The sequence below is a fragment of the Rhodoferax sp. GW821-FHT07F03 genome (assembly GCF_059418745.1).
In genome coordinates, this window is sequence record NZ_JBWKQM010000020.1 from 13,906 (window position 1) to 32,142 (window position 18,237).

The following is an 18,237-nucleotide window of genomic DNA, read 5'->3' on the forward strand; positions in this document are numbered from 1 at the left end:
CCATATGCAGGCAGACTACTTTGACGGTATCCACGCCCGCGCCCACCCGGTCACGTTGCTGGTGGGCGATGGCAAGCTGCACATCCAGGGCGACGGCATCCAGCGCAGCCTTGCGCTGACAGACGTGCGCTGGCCCGAGCGCACCCGCCACGGCATGCGCGTCACCCAACTGGCCGAAGGCGGCGAACTGCACTGCGCCGACTCCGCCGCCTGGGATGCCTGGAGCCGGCAACAAGGCCTGACCGAATCGCTGACCGTGCGCCTACAGCAAAGCTGGCGTGGCGTAGTCGCCAGCCTGCTCACACTACTAGCGTTGCTGGGCGCACTGCACGTCTGGGGCCTACCTCTGGCCGCGCAGGCTTCGCTGCTGGTGCTACCGCACAGTGTGGACATCGGCCTGGGCGAGGTCACGCTGCACACGATAGATACGCAGCTGATGCGACCCAGCCAATTGCCGCTGGCCGAGCAGGCGCGCGTGCAAGCCGCATTTGCGCAGGCCGTGGCCCATCTGCCGGCCGAGGATGTGCCTGAATGGCAGTTGGTGTTCCGCTCCAGCCGCATCGGCCCCAACGCGCTGGCCCTGCCGGGCGGCACCATCATCATGACCGACGAACTGGTCTATCTGGTGAACCGCGATACCGATGTGCTGACCGCCGTGCTGGGCCACGAATTAGGCCATCTGCAGCACCGCGACGGCGTGCGCATGCTGGTGCAAACCACGCTCCTGGGCACCGTGGGCTCGCTGCTGCTGGGCGACTTCAGCAGCCTGCTGGCGGGCACCACCGCCCTGCTGGGCCAGGCGCACTACTCGCGCAGCGCCGAGCACGAGGCCGACATTGCCGCCGTCCGCTTGCTGCAAGCCGCAGGCATACCGCCGGCCAGCATGGTCACCCTGTTCGACCAGCTGACCGCCGCCCGCAACCAGAAGAAAAGCGCCGACGGCAAAGAAACCGACCAGGACGATGTAGACAACTGGCTGGGCATTGCCTTCGCGTCCCACCCACCCGATGCCGAGCGCGTACGCTTCTTTCAGCAGGCCGGACCACGGCCTTAGCATTTACAAGAAAAGTGCCGCTGGCGCAGAAAATACCTGCGCCAGCAGCTACTGAATCCATAGCACCAGGCCATAGCCACCGCTACACAAAACATAGCTTCTTGCGTAGCTGGCACCTACGCCAGAGCCTCATTTCATATAAAAGCCCGGACCACACGGCGGCACGCAAACACTGCCAAAATGTGTGTCCTTCCGTCCAAGCGCCCCACCATGAGCATTACCTACAACCGTGCCACCGAAGACGTGGGCAATATCGTCGAGTTTGGCCACGTGAATGTGCGCGTGGCCAACCAGCAGCAGGCCATCATCTTCTACGCCATGGGCCTGGGCCTGACCCGCGACCCCTACCAGCGCACCGGCATCAGCAATGCCTGGATGAACGTAGGCAGCTGCCAGTTCCATCTGCCGGTGGGCAAGCCCGAGGTGCTGCGTGGCGTAGTCGGCCTGGTGCTGCCGGAGCTGGACAGCCTGGTGCAGCGGCTGCAGGCCGTGGCCCCGCTGCTGCAGGGCACGCAGTTCCGCTTTGAACGGCACGGCGATGTGGTGGACACGGTCTGCCCCTGGGGCAACCGCATCCGCGTGCACGCCCCGGACCCGACGCGCTTCGGCCCGCTGCGCCTGGGCATGCCCTATGTGGAGGTGGACTGCGCACCAGGTACGGTGGCCGGCATTGCCCGCTTCTACACCGAGGTGCTGGCCGCGCCGGCGACGCTGGGCACGGATGCGGACGGCAACTTTGTGCGCATTCCCATCGGTCTGGCCGAGAGCCTGGTGTTCCGCGAAACCACGCGCACCCTGCCGCCCTACGACGGCCACCATGTGCAGGTCAGCGTGGCGGATTTTTCAGGGGTGCACCGCCGCCTACTGGCGCGCGGCCTGGTGACGGAGGAAAGCGATCAGAGCCAGTACCGCTTCCAGGACATCATTGACCTGGACAACGGCCGGGTGCTGGCCACGCTGGAGCACGAGGTGCGCAGCATGCGCCACCCCATGTATGCGCGCCGTCTGGTAAACCGTAACCTGGACAACGGCCCGGACAACTTTGTAGGCGGCTACGAGGAAGCCACCTTGCGGCTGCCACCCACCGCCGCGAATTAACCCGCGCTTGCGTCCCAGCCGAACAGGCGGCGGGGCGTGTCCCACATCAGCGCCTGGCGCGCCGCCGCGTCGGGCACCAGCTTGTCGAACAGGGCCAACAAGGGGCCGTAGTCCACCCGCGCCGGGGCCCGCAGAAACGGCCAGTCCGAGGCCCAGACCAGGAACTGCGGCGTATAGGCCTGCAGCAGCGCCTGCACAAACGGCCACATGTCCGCATGCGGAAAGGCCTGGCCCGAGCTTTTCACCAGGCTGGAAAGCTTCACGCAGGCGCGGCCCGTTTCGGCTAGGCCCAGCAAGGCCTGAAATCCGGCCTGGCCCACGCCCGCCGCCGGGTTGGGCCGGCCGCAGTGGTCGAACAGTAGGCGCGCGCCGCTGTCCACCAGCATGGGCTTGAGCGCTACCAGCTGGTCCTGCTGCACCTGCACCTGGGCCCACAGACCGAGCGAGCGCAAGCGCTCCAGCAAGGGACCTATGCCCTGGTAGAAGTCCACCCCCAGCAACGCCGGGTTGAAGGCCACGCCGACCACGCCCTGGGCCTGCAGGTCTTGCAGCTCGCCCAGGCTGGCGTCGTTGCGCACCACCACCACGCCCTTATAGCGTCCCTGGCCCCGGGCCAGCGCGTCCAGCAGGCAACGGTTGTCCAGGCCGTAGCCGGAGTTGGGACCGACCAGCACCGCATGCTGCACGCCGTGCGCGTCCAGCACAGCGTCCAACTGCTCGGCCGTGGCCAGCTCCTGGCCGGACGGCCGGTAGGCGGTGTCGGGCTGAAAGGGAAAGCGCGCCGGGTCGAATACATGCACATGGCAGTCCACTTTGGGCTGGGCAAACGGGTTGGCGGGGCTTGTAGTCATAAGTCATCTCCTTCACCGGACAGTGTGTGGCGGGGTTGGCCTGGGAGCTTGGAGAGAACCAAGGGAAAACCCTTTATTTTGAAAATGAACCATTTAGTACATTTTTGGTCATTCTAGCGATAACATGCAGGGTTCAACACCCGCATCCACCTCCGCTCGTCCGGCCCCTCAACCCAAGGAACTCCCATGCGCATCCTCGTACTCCACGGCGTCAACCTGAACATGTTTGGCAAACGCGACCCCAAGCAATACGGCACCACCACGCTGGACCAGATCAACACCAGCCTGGTGACCCTGGGCCAGGAGTTGGGCGCCACGGTAGAGCACTTCCAGACCAACCACGAAGGCGCCATGTGCGAGCGCATCCACCAGGCCTACGCCGACAAGGTGGACGCGGTACTGATCAACGCCGGCGCCTGGACGCACTACAGCTACGGCATCCGCGATGCGCTAGCCATCCTGCCCTGCCCCATCATCGAGGTGCATATGTCCAACATCCACGCCCGCGAGGAATTCCGCCACCACTCGGTGTTCGGTGAAATCGTCAAGGGCCAGATCTGCGGCTTTGGCGCCGAGAGCTATCTGCTGGGCCTACGTGCCGGTGTATCCGCTGCCCAGGCAGCACAAAAGGCCTGAGGACGCGCCATGATTTCCGGCAAAACCGAGCTCATCGCCCACATCGGCTTCCCCACCCACGCCTTCAAGGCGCCGATGATCTACAACCCCTATTTCGACCAGGCCGGCATTGACGCCGTGGTCGTACCCATGGGCTGCAAGACCGAGGACTACCCCACGTTTCTGCGTGCCGTGTTCAGTCTGCAGAATATCCGCGGCGCGCTGATCACCATGCCGCACAAAGTCACCACAGCCGGCCTGCTGGACGAGGTCTCGCCTACGGCGCAGATCGCCGGCGCCTGCAACGCCGTGCGCCGCACCGAAGACGGCCGCCTGGTCGGCGATATGTTCGACGGTGAAGGCTTTGTGCGCGGCGTGCTGCGCAAGGGCCAGAACCTGACCGGCATCCGCGCCCTGGTGGTAGGGTGCGGCGGCGTGGGCTCGGCCATCGCGGCCTCGCTGGCGGCAGCCGGCGTCAGCACGCTGCAGCTGTTCGACGCCTACACACCGTCCATGGAAGGCCTGGCCAGCCGCCTGCGCCAGCACTACCCCGCCTTGCTGGTGGAAACCGGCTCCAACGACCCAGCCGGCTGCGACCTGGTGGTCAACGCCACGCCCATGGGCATGAACGAGGGCGACCCGCTGCCCATGGACGTAGACCGTATCGCCCCCACCGCCTTTGTGGGCGAAGTGGTGATGAAGGCCGAAACCACCGCCTTCCTGGCCGCTGCCCAGGCACGAGGCTGCCGGGTGCAGGTGGGCACCGACATGCTGTTCGAGCAGATCCCGGCCTATCTGGAATTCTTCGGCCTGCCCAGTACCACGGCCGAGGTGCTGCGCGAAGTCGCCACGCTGAAGTACTGAACGCCCTTGCACAGGCTGGGTCTGTCTATTTTTTGACAGACCCGGCCCGTACGTCCCCTACCGCCACATCACACCAAGCATGCTGCAAATCCTGGCCATCACCACGCCGATCTACCTGATCATCGCAGCGGGTTTCCTCTCTGTGCGCTTTGGCCTGTTCAACAAGCCCGATATGCGGGTGCTGGGCCGCTTCGTCGTCAACTTCTGCCTGCCGGCGCTGATCTTCAACGCCCTGTCCAAGCGCCCGCTGGGCGAAGTGCTCAACGGCCCCTACCTGCTGGCCTACGCCGCCGGCTCACTGACCGTAGTGCTGATCGGCATGCTAGTCGGGCTGCGGCTGCGCCGCCAAAGCATGCCGCTGGCCACCATGCAAAGCCTGGGCATGGCCGCATCCAACAGCGGCTTTGTGGGCTACCCCATCGTGCTGCAGCTGCTGGGCCCCACGGCAGGCGTGGCCCTGGCCCTGACCATGCTGGTCGAGAACCTGCTGGTGCTACCCCTGTGCTTCGCCATGGCCGACAACGAAGGCCAGGACGCCGCCCAGCGCTGGCACCACGCCTTGCTGAACAGCCTACGCAACCTGCTGAGAAACCCCTTGGTGCTGGCCATACTGGCCGGCTTTTGCTTCTCGCTTTTGGGCCTGCAACTGCCGGCCGTGCTGGCGCAAACCGTGCAAATCGTGGCCACCGCCTCCAGCCCGGTGGCGCTGTTCGTTATCGGCGGCAGCCTGGTCGGTTTGAAGCTGGCCGGTGTGCGCCGCGACCTGGCCTGGGTGGCCTGCGGCAAGCTGCTGCTGCACCCCTTGGCCGTGTTCAGCATGCTGTGGCTGCTGCCCGCCGGGCTGGTTGTGGCGCCCGAGCTACGCATCGCCGCCGTGCTATTCGCCGCCATGCCCATGCTCAGCATCTACCCGGTGGTCGCACAGAAATACGGGCTAGAAGGCTTCACCGCCGCCGCCCTGCTGGTGGCAACCGTCAGCTCGTTTTTCACCATCAGCAGCTTGCTGTGGGCCATGCACCATCTGCTGGGTTGGGTGGCCTGAGCTTGGGCGCTAAATCGGCCTCTACATAACCCATTCGTTCTGGGCGAATGGACGGCCGCTGCGTAGCAACAATACGCACCTCTCGCCAGCCTGGCAGCGCCACTCTGAAGATCCTAGGCAGGCTACAGACAAAACAACCCTTGAGAGGGGGCTGGCTAATCCTCTTTGTCCGCGACCATGACGCAATTGCGGCCGGCCGCCTTGGCCGCATACAACGCTCGGTCAGCGGCACCCACTAAAGCTTCGCCGCTGTCACCATCGCGGGGAAACGTGGCGACTCCAAATGAAGCAGTGACTTCAATCAGAGAATCGGCATAAGGTACTGGCGCACCTGCCATCGCACCGCGCAGTTGCTCGGCTCTATCTACTGCGGAACCCTGCGCCGTATTTGGCATGACCAGCAAAAACTCTTCCCCGCCGTATCGACAATAAATATCGCTACCCCGAGCATGTTGCTTCATCAAATTGCCGAAGATCCTCAGCACCTCGTCACCCGCCAAATGTCCATACTGGTCATTGACACGCTTGAAATGGTCCAGGTCTCCCATGACCACGCTGACGGAATACGCATGGCGCCGGGCCGCGACAAGTTCACGTTCCAAGGCTGTCTCCAGGTAGCGACGGTTATATAGACCGGTCAGAGGATCATGAATGGCCAGCTCGCGTAACTCCTCCTGCAAAGCCCGAAGATTGCTTTCAGCACGGGTTCGTTCGCTGATGTCCATGAGCACGCTGATGAGCTGCCGTTTCCCACCAACATCCATCCCGCTGCCATGGTTTTCGACAATTATTTCAACGCCGTCCTTGCGCAAGCCACGGAATGTGTAGTGAACACGGTCAACTTCTCCACACTGCCGTTTCCGAACGTTTTCTGCAACCAAAGGGCGGTCTTGTTCGACCACAAAGTTCGTGGGGGCCAATCCCACAACCTCGTCTTCCGAATAGCCAAAAATTTCAGCGAACTTGGCATTGGCATAGCTGATGACTCCGTCCTCGACAATGACAATGCCCACCAAAGACATGTTCACTAAACCACGAAATAGTGTCTCCGACACTCGCAGGGCGCGATTGATCTTCTCATTTTCGCGTAAGGCAAGCTCCAGTTCCTGCGTCCGGCTATGCACCAATTCCTCCAGCATGACCGTGTTCTGAAACAAGCCGTAGTCGGAGCCAAGCGTGCTGGCACTACGTTCCGCACGGTCCATCAACGCACGGATGATTTTGTTCAGGCGTGCAATTTCCCCCCTCAAGGCATCGTCGCCAGAACCCGTCTGCGTTGCCACTTGGTCAGGCATCGGTGCTCCCATGCTCATTGGCGCCAATGGCAATACCGACAAAAGTTTGGGTGACATGCACACCATGGTATTGCTCACCATAGGTATTGAAGCCGATGACATGGTTGTCCACCAGGACTTCGTTGATGCGATCTTTCTGTTCGTGTGACATTTCCAGTCTGCGCCATATGCAGTCGAAACCCAGAACCAGTTGCGGTGGACCGATTTGGCTGCGTACCCGCGCAAAGGCTTGCTTGAGGTTTTCCTCAATATCTATGCCCTTCGCCGTTCGTAGCACAAGGCCACTTTCTATGGCGCAAAAGAAGGTCAGACTGCCATCGGGATTTGCTTTCTGGATGGAGCGCACGTAGTTTGCTCCATTGATCACCACCACCACAGGGTTGGCGGCAAAGCAGGCGGAAGTTAGGTCATTCGCATCAATCCCTAACATGCGGGCATATTCCTGCGCCGCTGGCAAACCGTTGATCTCCATCACCAAACGACGCGCGGGGTCGGCCTCGGTGACCACCATTCTTTCGTCGGTAGCGACAAAGTGCTGCGTCTTGAACAGCTTGAACGGCAGCAGCGTATTTACCAACACCAACACCGAGCTGTCCAAATAAAACTGCCCCTGAAAATAAACATGCGTGTTGCGGAATTTGAGGTTATTGCCTGTAGAACCGCCAACCAACGCAATATCACCCAGGGCCCTCTGCAATGTATGGGTCACAAGCTCCTCACGTGCCGACATACCATCAATCAGCATAAAGGCAAAACTGTTGCTCGCGTCCGCATGTGGAGCCTGGGCTTCCAATGCTTGCAGCAAGGTCTGTACAGTGGAATATCCAGTACTACTGGTGAATTGCTGCAAGCGGTCAATGCAACCACTGACAGCATGGAATTCGCTGGCAGAAAAGCTCACCCCGCTCAGGCTACGCTCGCGGTAGCCTTGGGGCCCAATTTCACCCGCAGTGGTACACCCCACGACTTGAATCCCGTCAAACAGCCGCCGCATTTCTGCGGCAATCGCCTCCAAGTCGTAAGTACCAAAGCAAAAGAAAACAACGAGCGCAATGTTTTCCTGGACGACGGCCTGATGAAATTCGCGCACAGCCTCGACCGCGTCTACAGCACAGGACTGCGCCCTGCGGATGCTGGTTTGAATGCCCATTTGTCCAGGCTCCTTCGTTGTCTCCATCACATTTCTAACCGCATCCCATTATGGTTGAGGTCATGATTTTGATTGGTGATTTATTTCGAACTGTGGAAGCATGGATGAAGCTTGGCCGAATAGCCTCTCATTGGATATACCCACCAGCAAAGTTTCCACAACATCGTGTTTGGGCCGGCTGCACCGGCTACATTCACCGCTGCAGCATATCTCCGGCAGCCCTTGCACAGCTGTAGGGCCAATCAACACGTGTCAATAGAAGCAGCACCTATTTCAATAGATGAGCAATGGCTAGGCCCCAGCACGCATGCGCGCGCGCGGCTACCCATGGGCCTGCTGATTTCCTTGCTGTTCCATGCGCTGCTACTCAGCTTGACCTTCGACGGCCAGGAAGACGGACTACCGGGTTTCGGTTTCCCCTGGGAAGAACGACGCGGCGCGGTACCAGCACTGCGCATCGTGCTCGATCCGGCGGAGCCCTCTAGCACAGAGCCTCCACAGGACACCGGGGCCAGCACCGCGGAGCCCGCAGGTACAACACCTGTGGCACCACTCGCCCGCAGTGCTGCCATAGCCGAAAGCCCACGAACGGATAACCAGCCCACACCGCCCCCTGAGCCCACAGACACAATCGAAACAGCATCAACACCCCCCGACGGCGCCACTTGGATCGCGCTGCCTACGCCCGCACAAGAGACGGTGCAGCAAGAGGCGGAACACCTGAAAGCCAAGCAGCAGGAAGCCGCCCAGCTCGCCCGGCAAGAAGCTGCCCGCCAGGCCGCTGCGGTAGCCGAGGCCCTTCGACAGGAGGTACGGCAAAAGGAAGCCGAGCGTCGGGCTACGGCTCGCCTGGAGGCGGCCCGCGCAGAAGTCGCACGCCTGGAGGCTGCGCAACAAGCCGCCGCCCTCGCCGCCACACAACAGGAAGAAGCCCAGGCCGCGCGCGCCAAAACGACCAGGCAGGAAGCAGAACGCCAAGAGAGCTTGCGCCAAGACGCCCTCCGCCAGGAAACGGCCCGGGCCGAAGCCACGCGCCAGGAGACGATACGGCAAGAAACCAGCCGCCAGGAAGCCGCACAGGCCGAGGCCGTACGGCAGGCCGAGGCGCAACAACAGGTCCTGACCGTCGCCCGCGCCGAAGCCGAGCGCTTGGAAACCGCCCGAGTCGAAGCTGCCAAGCACGAGCGTGAACGCCAAGAGGCCGAGCGCCAGGCCAGCGCACGCCAGGATACTGCGCGACTAGAAACGGCCAGGACCGAGGCCGCCAAGCAGGAAACCGAACGACTGGAGGCAGCCAAACAAGCCGCCGCACGGCTAGAGGCAGCCCAACAAGAGGCCGCAAATGCCGCCAAGGCGGCACGCGCCGAAGCCGAACGCCAAACCGCTGCACGCCAAGAAGTTGCACGCCTGGAGGCTGCGCGGGCCGAAGCAGCCAAGCAAGAAACCGAGCGCATGGAAGCCGCCAAGCAGGCGGCCGCGCGCCAAGAGGCAGCCAGGATCGAAGCCGCGCGCCGGGAGGCAGAACGCCAGGCCGCTGCCAAGGCTGAAGCCGAACGCCTGGAAGCCGCCAAGGTTGAAGCTGCGCGGCGGGAAGCCGAGCGCCAAGCCGCAGCCCGGCAAGAAGCCGCCCGGGCCGAGGCTGCCAAGCAAGAGGCGGCCCGCCTGGAGGCCGCCAAGGTAGAAGCCGCACGGCGGGAAACCGAGCGCCTGGACGCGGCAAAGCAAGAGGCCGCCCAGCAGGAAGCGGCCAAAACCGCCCGCGCCGAGGCCGAACGCCAAGCTGCCGCGCGCCAGGAGGCGGCAAGGACCGAGGCAGCCAAACAAGAGACAGCACGTACCAAAGCGGCCAAGCAGGAAACTGCACGCCAGGAGGCCGCCAAAGCAGAAGCCTCGCGACGCGAGGCAGAACGCCAAGCGGCGCAGCAAGAGGCGGCAAGGGCCGGAGCCGCTAAGCAAGAGGCTAAACAAGAGGCAGAACGGCAGGAAGCCGCGAAGCAGGCGGCGGCGCGCCAAGAAGCTGCCCAGCAGGAAGCGGCCAACGCCGCTAACTCAGCAAAGGCTGAAGCCGACCGCCAGAACGCAGCCCGCCAGGAAGCCGCGCAGGCCGAGACCGCCAAGCAAGAGGCAAAACGCCTGGCGGCCGAACAACGCGAAGAAAAACTCAAGGCCATAGGACGGCAGCTGAACGAAGAAGCCGATAAGCGCGCGGCTGCAGATGCCGCACGCGCATCCTCTTCCTTGCCATCGTCCTGGAGTAGCGCGCGCCGAGGCCGCATCTTCGGCCGCAGCGATGCCAACGAGGAAATGGTGCGCTACGCAGAAGCCTGGACCCGCAAAATCGAGCTCAACATGACCTATGACGCAGCAGTCCGCCAAGTCGTCAAGCAACCCCATGCCGATCCCTTGGTGCTGGTGGCCGTTCGAAGCGATGGCTCGGTGGAGTCGGTAAGCTTTGTCATCTCCAGCGGCGTGCCGGCCATCGACGAGGCAATTCGCCGCATCATCTACGGCCAGGCGAACTACCAGGCCTTCCAACCTGCCCTGGCCCGCGAGTTCGACGTGATCGAAATCCGCCGCACCTGGTACTTCGACATGGCGATACGGCTGTATTGAGCAGCAGCCTCAAGCCCCAAACACCTCCAACGCAAACTCTCCCTGCTGCAGCTGCTGCACCAGGTAGTCCACGCAGACCTTCAGCTTGGCTGAATTGCCCAACCGCGTCGCCGTCACCGCCCACACATTCGCTTGCTGGTGGTAGGCCGGTAGCACGCGCTGCATGCTGCCGTCGCGCAGCCGGCTAGCCACATCCCAGCTGGAGAGCAACACGATGCCATGCCCGTCGACGGCCCAGTTGTGCACCGCATCGCTGTGGTTGGACCCCAGGGTGCTGGTGACCTTGACCGACTCTGCGCCCTGCGGGCCTTGCAGCCGCCACACACCGTAGGCCTGGTCGCGGTCGCGGAACAGCAGGCAATCGTGCTGGGCCAGGTCGGCCAGGGTCTTGGGCGTGCCGCGCCGCGCCAGGTAGCTGGGCGCAGCGCACAGTACGCGCACGCTGTTGGCCACAGGGTGCGCCACCAGATAGGGTTCGCTGATGTCGCCCACGCGGATGTCGACGTCAAAGCCCTCGCCCAGCACGTCGACCCGGCGATCCACCAGCTCCAGCCAGATGTCCAGCGCCGGGTACAGGCGCTTGAGTTGCGCCAGGATGTGGCCCACATGGTTGCGGCCCAGGCGCAGGCTGGTACTGATGCGCAGCGTGCCCGAAGGCGTGACCCGGGTGCGGCCCACCTCCTGGCTCAGGCTGTCGGCCGTGTCCAGCACCTTGCGCGCCCACAGCAGCGCAGTTTCACCCTCGTCGGTAATGGACACCCGGCGCGTGGTGCGGTGGAACAGCGCCAGCCCCAGGGCTTGCTCCAGCCCGGCCACGCGTTTGCTCACATAGGCTGGGGAAATGCCCAGCTCCACCGCCGCCGCATTAAAGCTGCTGCGCCGCGCCACGCAGCAAAAAACACGCAGGTCGATCAACTCCCACTGCATGTTCACCATTGATTGTTCACCATTCGTTAATTGTGAATCAATTTCAACGCTAATTACAAATAGATGGGTTGTGAGTAGCATGCCGCATTCCCGCACTAGAAATAACATGACTTCTTCCCATAAGCTCCGTATCGCAGTGGCCGGCGCCGGCATGATCGGCATGGCCCATATCGCCGTGCTAGCGCGCAGCCCGCGCTGCGTGCTGTCGGCCATCGTGGACCCTTCGCCCGGCGGAGTCGCCATCGCCACGCAAGCCGGCGTGCCGCTGTTCACCTCGCTGGCCGATCTGCTGGCCCAGGCCCGGCCCGACGGCGTGCTGCTGGCCACGCCCAACCACCTGCACGTGCCGCAGGCGCTGGAATGCATCGCCGCCGGCATGCCCATCCTGCTGGAAAAGCCCATTGCCACCACCCTGGCCGAAGGGCTGCAACTGCAAAAAGTGGTGGAAGACACGCAGGCCCGGGTGCTCATAGGCCACCACCGCGCCCACAGCCCCATCATGGCCAAGGCCCAGCAGGTGGTGGACAGCGGCCAACTGGGCCGCCTGGTGAGCGTGACCGGTAGCGCACAGTTCTACAAACCCGACGACTACTTTGCCAACGGCCCCTGGCGCACCCAGGCCGGCGGTGGCCCCATCCTCATCAACCTGATCCACGAGGTGCACAACCTGCGCATGCTGTGCGGCGACATCAGCGCCGTACAGGCCTTTTCCAGCAACGCTACGCGCGGCTTCGCGGTGGAAGACACGGTGGCCATCAACCTGCGCTTTGCCAACGGCGTGCTGGGCAGCTTCATGCTGTCCGACACCGCCGCCAGCGCCCGCAGCTGGGAGCAAACCAGCCAGGAAAACAAGGCCTACACCACCTACACCGACGAAGACTGCTACCACATCGCCGGCACCCAGGGCAGCCTGGCCGTACCCACCATGCGCATCAAAACTTACCCCCGCCCGGAAGACCGCTCGTGGTGGAAGGAGTTTGAGGTAGGCACCATCGGCATGGTGCGCGACGACCCGCTGAAGCACCAAATGAACCACTTCGCCGACGTCATAGAAAGCAAAGCCGCCCCGCTGGTCAGCGCCCGCGACGGTGTGCAGAACCTGCGGGTGACCGAAGCCATTGCGGAAGCCGCCCGCACGGGGCTGGTGGTGCAGGTTTAGGCTGTCTACGCCTTCTGGTCGCCCGGTTCATTTGCTACTGAAATCGCAGCTGTTTGCGCAGTTATCTTGTGCGCCGGCGGTCGATTTGGCTTGTAGCTTATTTGTGCTTGTTGGCGCCACTGGCATCCCCGGCCGGGAGTTCGCCCCGGCGGGCGAGGTACTTCTTCTTTGCTTCGCCAAAGAAAAGTACCCAAAAGAAAGGCGAGCCGAAGTCGTCGTCCCTGCGCTGCGCTCCGGGCACGCTGCGTTGCTCGGTCTGGTCGGGGTCCCGCTCGAACTCGGCCTTCGGCCTCAGACAATCGCGGGCCCTGATCCGCCCAGCCCTGCGCTACTCGCCGACGCCACACGGCGTGGGAGCGGACAGCCAAACAGCCAGATACCAACAGCCAATACCCAGCCCGGCGCAGCCGGGCTGCAGCAGCCTCGCGCCCTAGGCGCGATGTGGCGCACAGCGCCACCGATCCCGATCCCCGGGGTCCCCCTCTGTATGGGCCGAGGAGCACAGCTTTGGGCGGATCAGGGCTGGCGTTGTTTGAGCGCAGCGAGTTTAGCCAGACCCCGCACAAAGCGAGCACCGCAGGTTCCCGTAGCGCCAGCGGAGGGCGCAGACAGTGGGGGCGCCTTTCTTTTGGTGACTTTTCTTTTGCGCAAAAGAAAAGTTACTGCGCCGCCGGGCGCACATCCCGGCCGAGAGCCGCATAGCCTGTCCGAGCAAAGCAGGCACTCATAACGATTAGGCGAGTCAGCGCGCAAGACTTCGGCACGCGACAAATCGACTATGCACGCAGTTTTCACACTGTGCCGACAAAAACGCTCCTTGCCAGAGCGATGCCTACGGTTACGATGGCCATGAACTTCCTCCATTCAAGCGAGTACTTTGATGAAAAGCTGGGCCTCTCCATCGTGGCATTTTGTGGCCGATCACTGCAACCCCAAGAGATGCAATTGGCTTGGGATGGGGAAGCTCCTTTCATTCGTTAGATTTAAATGACCGCCGATCCCAGAACAACACCTCTCCTCGAGTGGAACCGTCTCGCGCGTCAAAACGCTGAAAACGCGATCGTGTCTTCTATGTTCGAGGCTAGCTTCAAAGCAAGCAAACCAATCGCTGAGTTTTCAACGTGGCTCCTAGTCGGTACTGCTACCGTCGCAGCATTCTTCATCACAAACGCTGACAAGCTACTACCTTTCATCACTCAAGTCGGGTACCTTACTTGCGGCGCGCTCCTTTGCGTCTCTTGCCTTTTTGGCCTGATTTCGAGGCTATACGCCCTACGGTGCGAGATCCAAATAGAAACAGGAGCAGCGGTTCGCAAAACTTTTACTGAGCATCTTGCAAGGCACCAAGACGAAGAGAAGAAGATTGAGGAGAGTGCGAGCATATGGGGTATTACGCTGGAGACAGGTATTCGCCTTGAGCGAGTGCTCCGCGAGTACTTCATTCCATTTCCTCGTTGGGTTGCCTGGCTTGTAACTCGACAACTCAAAAAGCACCTGAACAATCCACAAGTCGGGTACCTGCCTGTCATTAAGGCGCTGCAATGGCAGGGCATGTTTGCTCTTCTACAAGCACTACTCTTCCTGAGTTTCCTAGTAGCCGGGTTCATCTATGCCGCAGCCCCAAAGACTGCCGCTCCGCCCACCCCTACCCCGGCGCCGCCAACGCATCCTGCCCCAACGGCGGCAGCACCCCCAGCCGCACATAACCCGGCAAGCCAAAAGACGCCGCGTCCCGCAGCTTGATGCCACGCGCGCGCAGGCGCTGCAGGCGCAGCGGTAAATCGTCCCCGCTGGGCCGGGTGCAAAAGAAGTTCGCGCTGCTGGGTAGGCATTCCCAGCCCAGGGTGCGACACAGGATGATCTGCCGGGCCTTCCAGGCCCGCAGCTTTACCAGGCTCTGCGCCAGCCACTGCTGGCTAGCCGGGCGGCACCAGGCTTGCAGCATGGCCACACCGTGCGCGCCCACCGGCCAGGACGGGCACAGCATGGACACGGCCTGCACATCCGCGCCTAGCGGCGCGATCACGTAAGCCGCGCGTATGCCTGTCAGGCCCAGGGCCTTGTTGGGCGTCCACATCTGCCAGACCCGGTCGCGCTGGGTGGCATCCAGGCTCGGGGCACCGTCCAGACGCAGCGGGGCATAGGCGCAGTCCAGCACCAGCTGCTGGTCGGGCCGCAAGCCGTCCACCAATTCCGCCAGACCAGGGTGGGCCTGGCCCAAGGGGCTGGATGGCTCGCAGGTCCACAGCAGCTGGGCTTGCTGCGCATCGGCCTGTATCAGCCCCCAGGCCTGGGCGGCTTGCAGATAGTCGCCGTAATGGTGCTTCGGCAGGTACACGCGCTGACGCTGATGCACAGCGCTGATACGGTGGATGAACTCGCTGGCACTGCCTGCCAGCAGGACGCGCTGCGTGCCCACGCCGTGAAAGGCTGCCAGCTGCTCTTTCAGGGCCGTGTAGTGCGGGTCCGGATAGCGCGTAGCGTCAGCCTGCTGCAGATCGGCCAGGGCGTGCGGGCACGGACCGCAGGCGTTGCTGTTGGTGGAAAAATCCCAACGTGGTACGCCCAACGCATCCGGGCCGCCGTGGGTGAATAGCGAAGTCATTGCACTATCAAATATATAGCACGCTGCGCAGATGGAATAGACGTGAAAGGTAAATTTACCTGAATGACCAGACGAATGGCCGGCGCAAGCATCGTCAGAGCGGCTTCTGCGCGACCACGGTGGGGAACATCCGGGCGCGGTCATCGATGAAGCGGATATCGGCAAAGCCGGCATCCTGCAGCTGGACCATCGTTTGTGCATGGGTACGGAAGGCACTCCACTTTGCCTCAATGACACGCACAAACATCACATGCTGCAGCGCCAACGATTCCGAGTCCACTTCCGCCATGTTCCACGGAGATTCAGCGGACAAGGCGGGCGGCGGCGTCAAGAAGCTGGTGATGAGCGTGCCACCCGGCTTCAGCATATCGAAGAACGACCGGTATAGAGCCGTTACGCGGACGTGGTCTGGCTCATAGATATTGAGGCCATTGCTGGTCAGTACGTCCACCGTGGCGTTCGGCTGCGGCGTCCATGCATCTTCGAGGTGGAGCGACAAACGCTTTGTCAGCCCACGATCCCGCGCCAGCTCTGACGCGCCGTTCAAAGCCTGCTGGTCCAGATCGATGCCCACCAGAGTCACGTCCGGGTGCTGGCCGTAATCAAGCAGCAGCAATTCGCCCATCAAACCGCAAGGGACCGACGCCAGCACCAGCCCAGGCCGAAGCAAGGCCTGCAATTGCTGCTGAAATATGCCAAACCGCTCCCGGGTTGCCAGCACCGCCGGCAACTTCTCAAATATCCGATGCTCCAGAGCGGTCATCGCATGTGTAGCAGTGCTACCAGGACGGTAAGTTACCAATTGGTGCGTCCAGTAGGCGTTCAGGCCCCGGTTTTCCAGCAGGAACCGCCCCAACGCAAATGCGGACAAAGCCTCTAGCAATTGAATTTGTTGGTCCACCGTGGCGCCGGGAAGGTCGCCCGCCTGATGAAGCCGCGACCGGATGGATTGCAACAGATCACTGTCGCCGTCCCGTGGACCGGCACCGTGGGAAATGAGTTGGTCCTGGCGGGTCCTTGATGACAAGGTTTCGTTAAGATTTTTCATTCGTCTTTTTCTGCGAGTACACGGAAGTGTTGTTGAAGAGCTTGTCGTTGGCGGTGCTCTATCGAAAGCACTGGTGCCGCCGACTATAAATATCTCAGGGAACCCATTTCGCTACAAAAAACAGAGCAAGAAGCGCAAGCAAAACCAGCGCCAGCAGTGCATTACGCGCATGGATACCGGCCCGGTACATATCCACCGCGCCCGGTGCTCTGCCGGTAGGATGCAAGATGTAAACACCCGGCTTGCCCAGCCGCACATCCAGCGCCAAAGCCATGGCGGCCATGGGCCAGCCACTATTCGGAGAGGGAGTGTAGGCAGCTTGTGTGACCAGCGCGCGCCAACCGCGGCCGCCAGAGACCAGCAGCAACAGCACGGCGGTAATGCGCGCGGGCAACCAGCTCAGCACGTCGTCGGCCCAGGCCGCCCATTTGCCGGCCCACTCCCAGACTTGGCCGTTGCGCACGCCACGGTAGCCCCACATGGCGTCGGCGGTATTGGCGAAACGGTACAGCGCCGCGCCGGGCAAGCCCAGCAGCAAGAACCAGAAGATGGGCGCGACGACCGAGTCGTTCAGGTTCTCGGCCAACGACTCGATGGCGCTTTCACGCACCTCGCTCTCGCTGAGCTGCGTGACGTCACGGCTGACCAGCCAGGACAGGCGTTCCCGGCCTGCGTCCAGTGACTGGGCCAGCGCGTCCTCGACCGCTTGCACCTCGCTGTACAGCATGGCCCAGGCCAGCAGCGGCTTGAGCAACAGGCCTAGCAGCACCACGGAAAGCGCCGTGGCCCACAGGCTTTGATAGTGCTGCGGCAGCCATAGCAAGCCTTTTTGCGCCGCCACAGCTGCTATGCAAACCATAGCTGCCCCCGCACACCAAACCAGCGCCCCCAGCCAAAAAGACTTGTAATCCGGGTCGGGTGCGGGCACCGGACCGTCCAGTGGTGCCACGCGGCGCCCAGCCCAACCCAGGGCCTTGCCTATCCACACCACCGGGTGGCACCAGCTGGGCGGCTCGCCCAGACGCCAGTCCACCACGAGCGCAATCAACAGGACGACAGCAATCAGCAGCATGCTTTCAAGCACGGGCGAGCGGCCGCAACTGGTCTGCGAGTGAACGCGTTTTTTCAGTGGCCACGTCGCCGGTGTGCAGGGTCGATTTGCGCTCGATCAGCATGATGTGGCATTCCTCCTCCGCCACCGGGTTGTGTCGCGTGCCTTTGGGCACGACATACATCTCGCCCTGGCACAGATCGACCACGCCGGTTTCCAGCTCGATACGCAGATGGCCTTTGAGCACCATGAACAGCTCGTCCTCGTGTTCATGGCTGTGCCAGGCCAGCGAGCCCAGCACCTTGGCGACCTTGATGTACGAATCATCCAGCTCGGCGATCACGCGGGGCGACCAATGCTCGGTCAGCGATGCGGCAATGTCGGCAGGGGAACTGATGGGTGTCATGGAAATCCTTGGTTTGATCAGAGCGCTCACTGCGCAGGGCCGTCGGGTATCAGGCGCTTGCCCAGGCTCACGGCCTCGTCCTGTGCGTAGCCCAGGCGGCGGTAAAAGGCCAGCACGGCGCTGTTGCTGGTGCGCACCTGCATGTTCAGCTTGGGGCAGCCCAGCGCCAGCAGCTGTTGCTCGATGTGCTGCATCAATTGGGCCGCATAGCCGCGGCGCTGGTGGCTAGGCGCCACGGCCAGGTAGTTGACCCAGCCACGGTGGCCGTCGTAGCCGGCCATGGCCGATGCGATCAGTTGACCGTCCAGCTCGCCCACCAGAAACAGCTCGGGCTGCACCTGCAACTTGCGGGCGATGTCTTTGTAGGGATCGTTCCAGGGGCGGGTCAGGCCGCAGGCCTGCCACAGAGCGACGACGGCGGCTTCGTCGGAGGTTTGGTAGCTACGGATCTGCATAAAG

General features: G+C 62.6%; 16 protein-coding genes. 7 read left to right on the top strand and 9 right to left on the bottom strand.

Going from position 1 to position 18,237, the window contains the following annotated elements; all coding sequences use genetic code 11:
- Positions 1–4: 4 nt before the first annotated feature.
- Entirely contained in the window at positions 5–1,054 is a 1,050-nt protein-coding gene (locus tag AC07R0_RS24300; RefSeq protein ID WP_495106812.1) for a M48 family metallopeptidase, read from the top strand.
- A 210-nt stretch (positions 1,055–1,264) separates the two neighbouring features.
- Complete coding sequence (locus tag AC07R0_RS24305) at positions 1,265–2,152, top strand: VOC family protein (protein ID WP_495106813.1); 888 nt, start codon at positions 1,265–1,267, stop codon at positions 2,150–2,152.
- Here AC07R0_RS24305 and AC07R0_RS24310 read toward each other — a convergent pair.
- Positions 2,149–3,003 (bottom strand): amidohydrolase family protein, encoded by an 855-nt coding sequence (locus AC07R0_RS24310; protein WP_495106814.1) that lies wholly within the window; start codon positions 3,001–3,003, stop codon positions 2,149–2,151. The two genes, AC07R0_RS24305 and AC07R0_RS24310, sit on opposite strands and share 4 nt — an antisense overlap.
- A 186-nt stretch (positions 3,004–3,189) precedes the next feature.
- Here AC07R0_RS24310 and aroQ point away from each other — a divergent pair, with 186 nt between their 5' ends.
- From aroQ to AC07R0_RS24325, 3 genes are all read left to right on the top strand, one after another.
- Entirely contained in the window at positions 3,190–3,639 is a 450-nt protein-coding gene (gene aroQ, locus AC07R0_RS24315; RefSeq protein ID WP_495106815.1) for a type II 3-dehydroquinate dehydratase, read from the top strand.
- Positions 3,640–3,648: 9 nt separating this feature from the next.
- Entirely contained in the window at positions 3,649–4,482 is an 834-nt protein-coding gene (locus AC07R0_RS24320; RefSeq protein WP_495106816.1) for a shikimate dehydrogenase family protein, read from the top strand.
- A 79-nt stretch (positions 4,483–4,561) separates the two neighbouring features.
- On the top strand, positions 4,562–5,524 hold the full coding sequence (locus AC07R0_RS24325; RefSeq protein WP_495106817.1) for an AEC family transporter: 963 nt from the start codon (positions 4,562–4,564) through the stop codon (positions 5,522–5,524).
- A gap of 155 nt (positions 5,525–5,679) precedes the next feature.
- Here AC07R0_RS24325 and AC07R0_RS24330 read toward each other — a convergent pair whose 3' ends face one another.
- Complete coding sequence (locus AC07R0_RS24330; protein ID WP_495106818.1) at positions 5,680–6,819, bottom strand: sensor domain-containing diguanylate cyclase; 1,140 nt, start codon at positions 6,817–6,819, stop codon at positions 5,680–5,682.
- Positions 6,812–7,969 carry a nitric oxide-sensing protein NosP gene (gene nosP, locus AC07R0_RS24335; protein WP_495106819.1) on the bottom strand — a complete coding sequence of 386 codons (1,158 nt, stop codon included), beginning with the start codon at positions 7,967–7,969 and terminating at the stop codon, positions 6,812–6,814. The genes AC07R0_RS24330 and nosP overlap by 8 nt, the downstream gene beginning before the upstream one ends.
- A 327-nt stretch (positions 7,970–8,296) precedes the next feature.
- Here nosP and AC07R0_RS24340 point away from each other — a divergent pair, with 327 nt between their 5' ends.
- Positions 8,297–10,582 carry a coiled-coil domain-containing protein gene (locus AC07R0_RS24340; protein WP_495106820.1) on the top strand — a complete coding sequence of 762 codons (2,286 nt, stop codon included), beginning with the start codon at positions 8,297–8,299 and terminating at the stop codon, positions 10,580–10,582.
- Positions 10,583–10,591: 9 nt separating this feature from the next.
- Here AC07R0_RS24340 and AC07R0_RS24345 read toward each other — a convergent pair whose 3' ends face one another.
- Entirely contained in the window at positions 10,592–11,518 is a 927-nt protein-coding gene (locus AC07R0_RS24345) for a LysR family transcriptional regulator (protein WP_495106821.1), read from the bottom strand.
- Positions 11,519–11,615: 97 nt separating this feature from the next.
- On the opposite strand from AC07R0_RS24345, the gene AC07R0_RS24350 reads away from it, so the two are divergent.
- A complete protein-coding gene (locus tag AC07R0_RS24350; protein WP_495106822.1) occupies positions 11,616–12,668 on the top strand; it encodes a Gfo/Idh/MocA family protein in 1,053 nt (350 codons plus the stop codon).
- 1,645 nt (positions 12,669–14,313) lie between these two features.
- On the opposite strand, the gene AC07R0_RS24355 is transcribed toward AC07R0_RS24350, so the two are convergent.
- The 5 genes from AC07R0_RS24355 to AC07R0_RS24375 form a co-directional block, all read right to left on the bottom strand.
- Entirely contained in the window at positions 14,314–15,273 is a 960-nt protein-coding gene (locus tag AC07R0_RS24355) for an aminotransferase class I/II-fold pyridoxal phosphate-dependent enzyme (protein ID WP_495106823.1), read from the bottom strand.
- A 94-nt stretch (positions 15,274–15,367) separates the two neighbouring features.
- Entirely contained in the window at positions 15,368–16,321 is a 954-nt protein-coding gene (locus AC07R0_RS24360; RefSeq protein WP_495106824.1) for an SAM-dependent methyltransferase, read from the bottom strand.
- A gap of 94 nt (positions 16,322–16,415) precedes the next feature.
- Complete coding sequence (gene cbiB / locus AC07R0_RS24365; RefSeq protein WP_495106825.1) at positions 16,416–17,393, bottom strand: adenosylcobinamide-phosphate synthase CbiB; 978 nt, start codon at positions 17,391–17,393, stop codon at positions 16,416–16,418.
- A gap of 4 nt (positions 17,394–17,397) precedes the next feature.
- Positions 17,398–17,778: a cupin domain-containing protein gene (locus AC07R0_RS24370; protein WP_495106826.1), complete on the bottom strand. Its 381-nt coding sequence runs from the start codon at positions 17,776–17,778 to the stop codon at positions 17,398–17,400.
- A gap of 26 nt (positions 17,779–17,804) precedes the next feature.
- Positions 17,805–18,233: a GNAT family acetyltransferase gene (locus AC07R0_RS24375; RefSeq protein ID WP_495106827.1), complete on the bottom strand. Its 429-nt coding sequence runs from the start codon at positions 18,231–18,233 to the stop codon at positions 17,805–17,807.
- Positions 18,234–18,237: the final 4 nt, after the last annotated feature.

What these genes read in the sequence shown, in the direction of transcription:
- AC07R0_RS24300 (WP_495106812.1), top strand. Translation starts at nt 5, where the DNA reads ATGCAGGCAGACTACTTTGACGGTATCCACGCCCGCGCCCACCCGGTC.
- AC07R0_RS24305 (WP_495106813.1), top strand. Translation starts at nt 1,265, where the DNA reads ATGAGCATTACCTACAACCGTGCCACCGAAGACGTGGGCAATATCGTC.
- AC07R0_RS24310 (WP_495106814.1), bottom strand. Translation starts at nt 3,003, where the DNA reads ATGACTACAAGCCCCGCCAACCCGTTTGCCCAGCCCAAAGTGGACTGC.
- aroQ (WP_495106815.1), top strand. Translation starts at nt 3,190, where the DNA reads ATGCGCATCCTCGTACTCCACGGCGTCAACCTGAACATGTTTGGCAAA.
- AC07R0_RS24320 (WP_495106816.1), top strand. Translation starts at nt 3,649, where the DNA reads ATGATTTCCGGCAAAACCGAGCTCATCGCCCACATCGGCTTCCCCACC.
- AC07R0_RS24325 (WP_495106817.1), top strand. Translation starts at nt 4,562, where the DNA reads ATGCTGCAAATCCTGGCCATCACCACGCCGATCTACCTGATCATCGCA.
- AC07R0_RS24330 (WP_495106818.1), bottom strand. Translation starts at nt 6,819, where the DNA reads ATGCCTGACCAAGTGGCAACGCAGACGGGTTCTGGCGACGATGCCTTG.
- nosP (WP_495106819.1), bottom strand. Translation starts at nt 7,969, where the DNA reads ATGGGCATTCAAACCAGCATCCGCAGGGCGCAGTCCTGTGCTGTAGAC.
- AC07R0_RS24340 (WP_495106820.1), top strand. Translation starts at nt 8,297, where the DNA reads ATGGGCCTGCTGATTTCCTTGCTGTTCCATGCGCTGCTACTCAGCTTG.
- AC07R0_RS24345 (WP_495106821.1), bottom strand. Translation starts at nt 11,518, where the DNA reads ATGGTGAACATGCAGTGGGAGTTGATCGACCTGCGTGTTTTTTGCTGC.
- AC07R0_RS24350 (WP_495106822.1), top strand. Translation starts at nt 11,616, where the DNA reads ATGACTTCTTCCCATAAGCTCCGTATCGCAGTGGCCGGCGCCGGCATG.
- AC07R0_RS24355 (WP_495106823.1), bottom strand. Translation starts at nt 15,273, where the DNA reads ATGACTTCGCTATTCACCCACGGCGGCCCGGATGCGTTGGGCGTACCA.
- AC07R0_RS24360 (WP_495106824.1), bottom strand. Translation starts at nt 16,321, where the DNA reads ATGAAAAATCTTAACGAAACCTTGTCATCAAGGACCCGCCAGGACCAA.
- cbiB (WP_495106825.1), bottom strand. Translation starts at nt 17,393, where the DNA reads ATGCTGCTGATTGCTGTCGTCCTGTTGATTGCGCTCGTGGTGGACTGG.
- AC07R0_RS24370 (WP_495106826.1), bottom strand. Translation starts at nt 17,778, where the DNA reads ATGACACCCATCAGTTCCCCTGCCGACATTGCCGCATCGCTGACCGAG.
- AC07R0_RS24375 (WP_495106827.1), bottom strand. Translation starts at nt 18,233, where the DNA reads ATGCAGATCCGTAGCTACCAAACCTCCGACGAAGCCGCCGTCGTCGCT.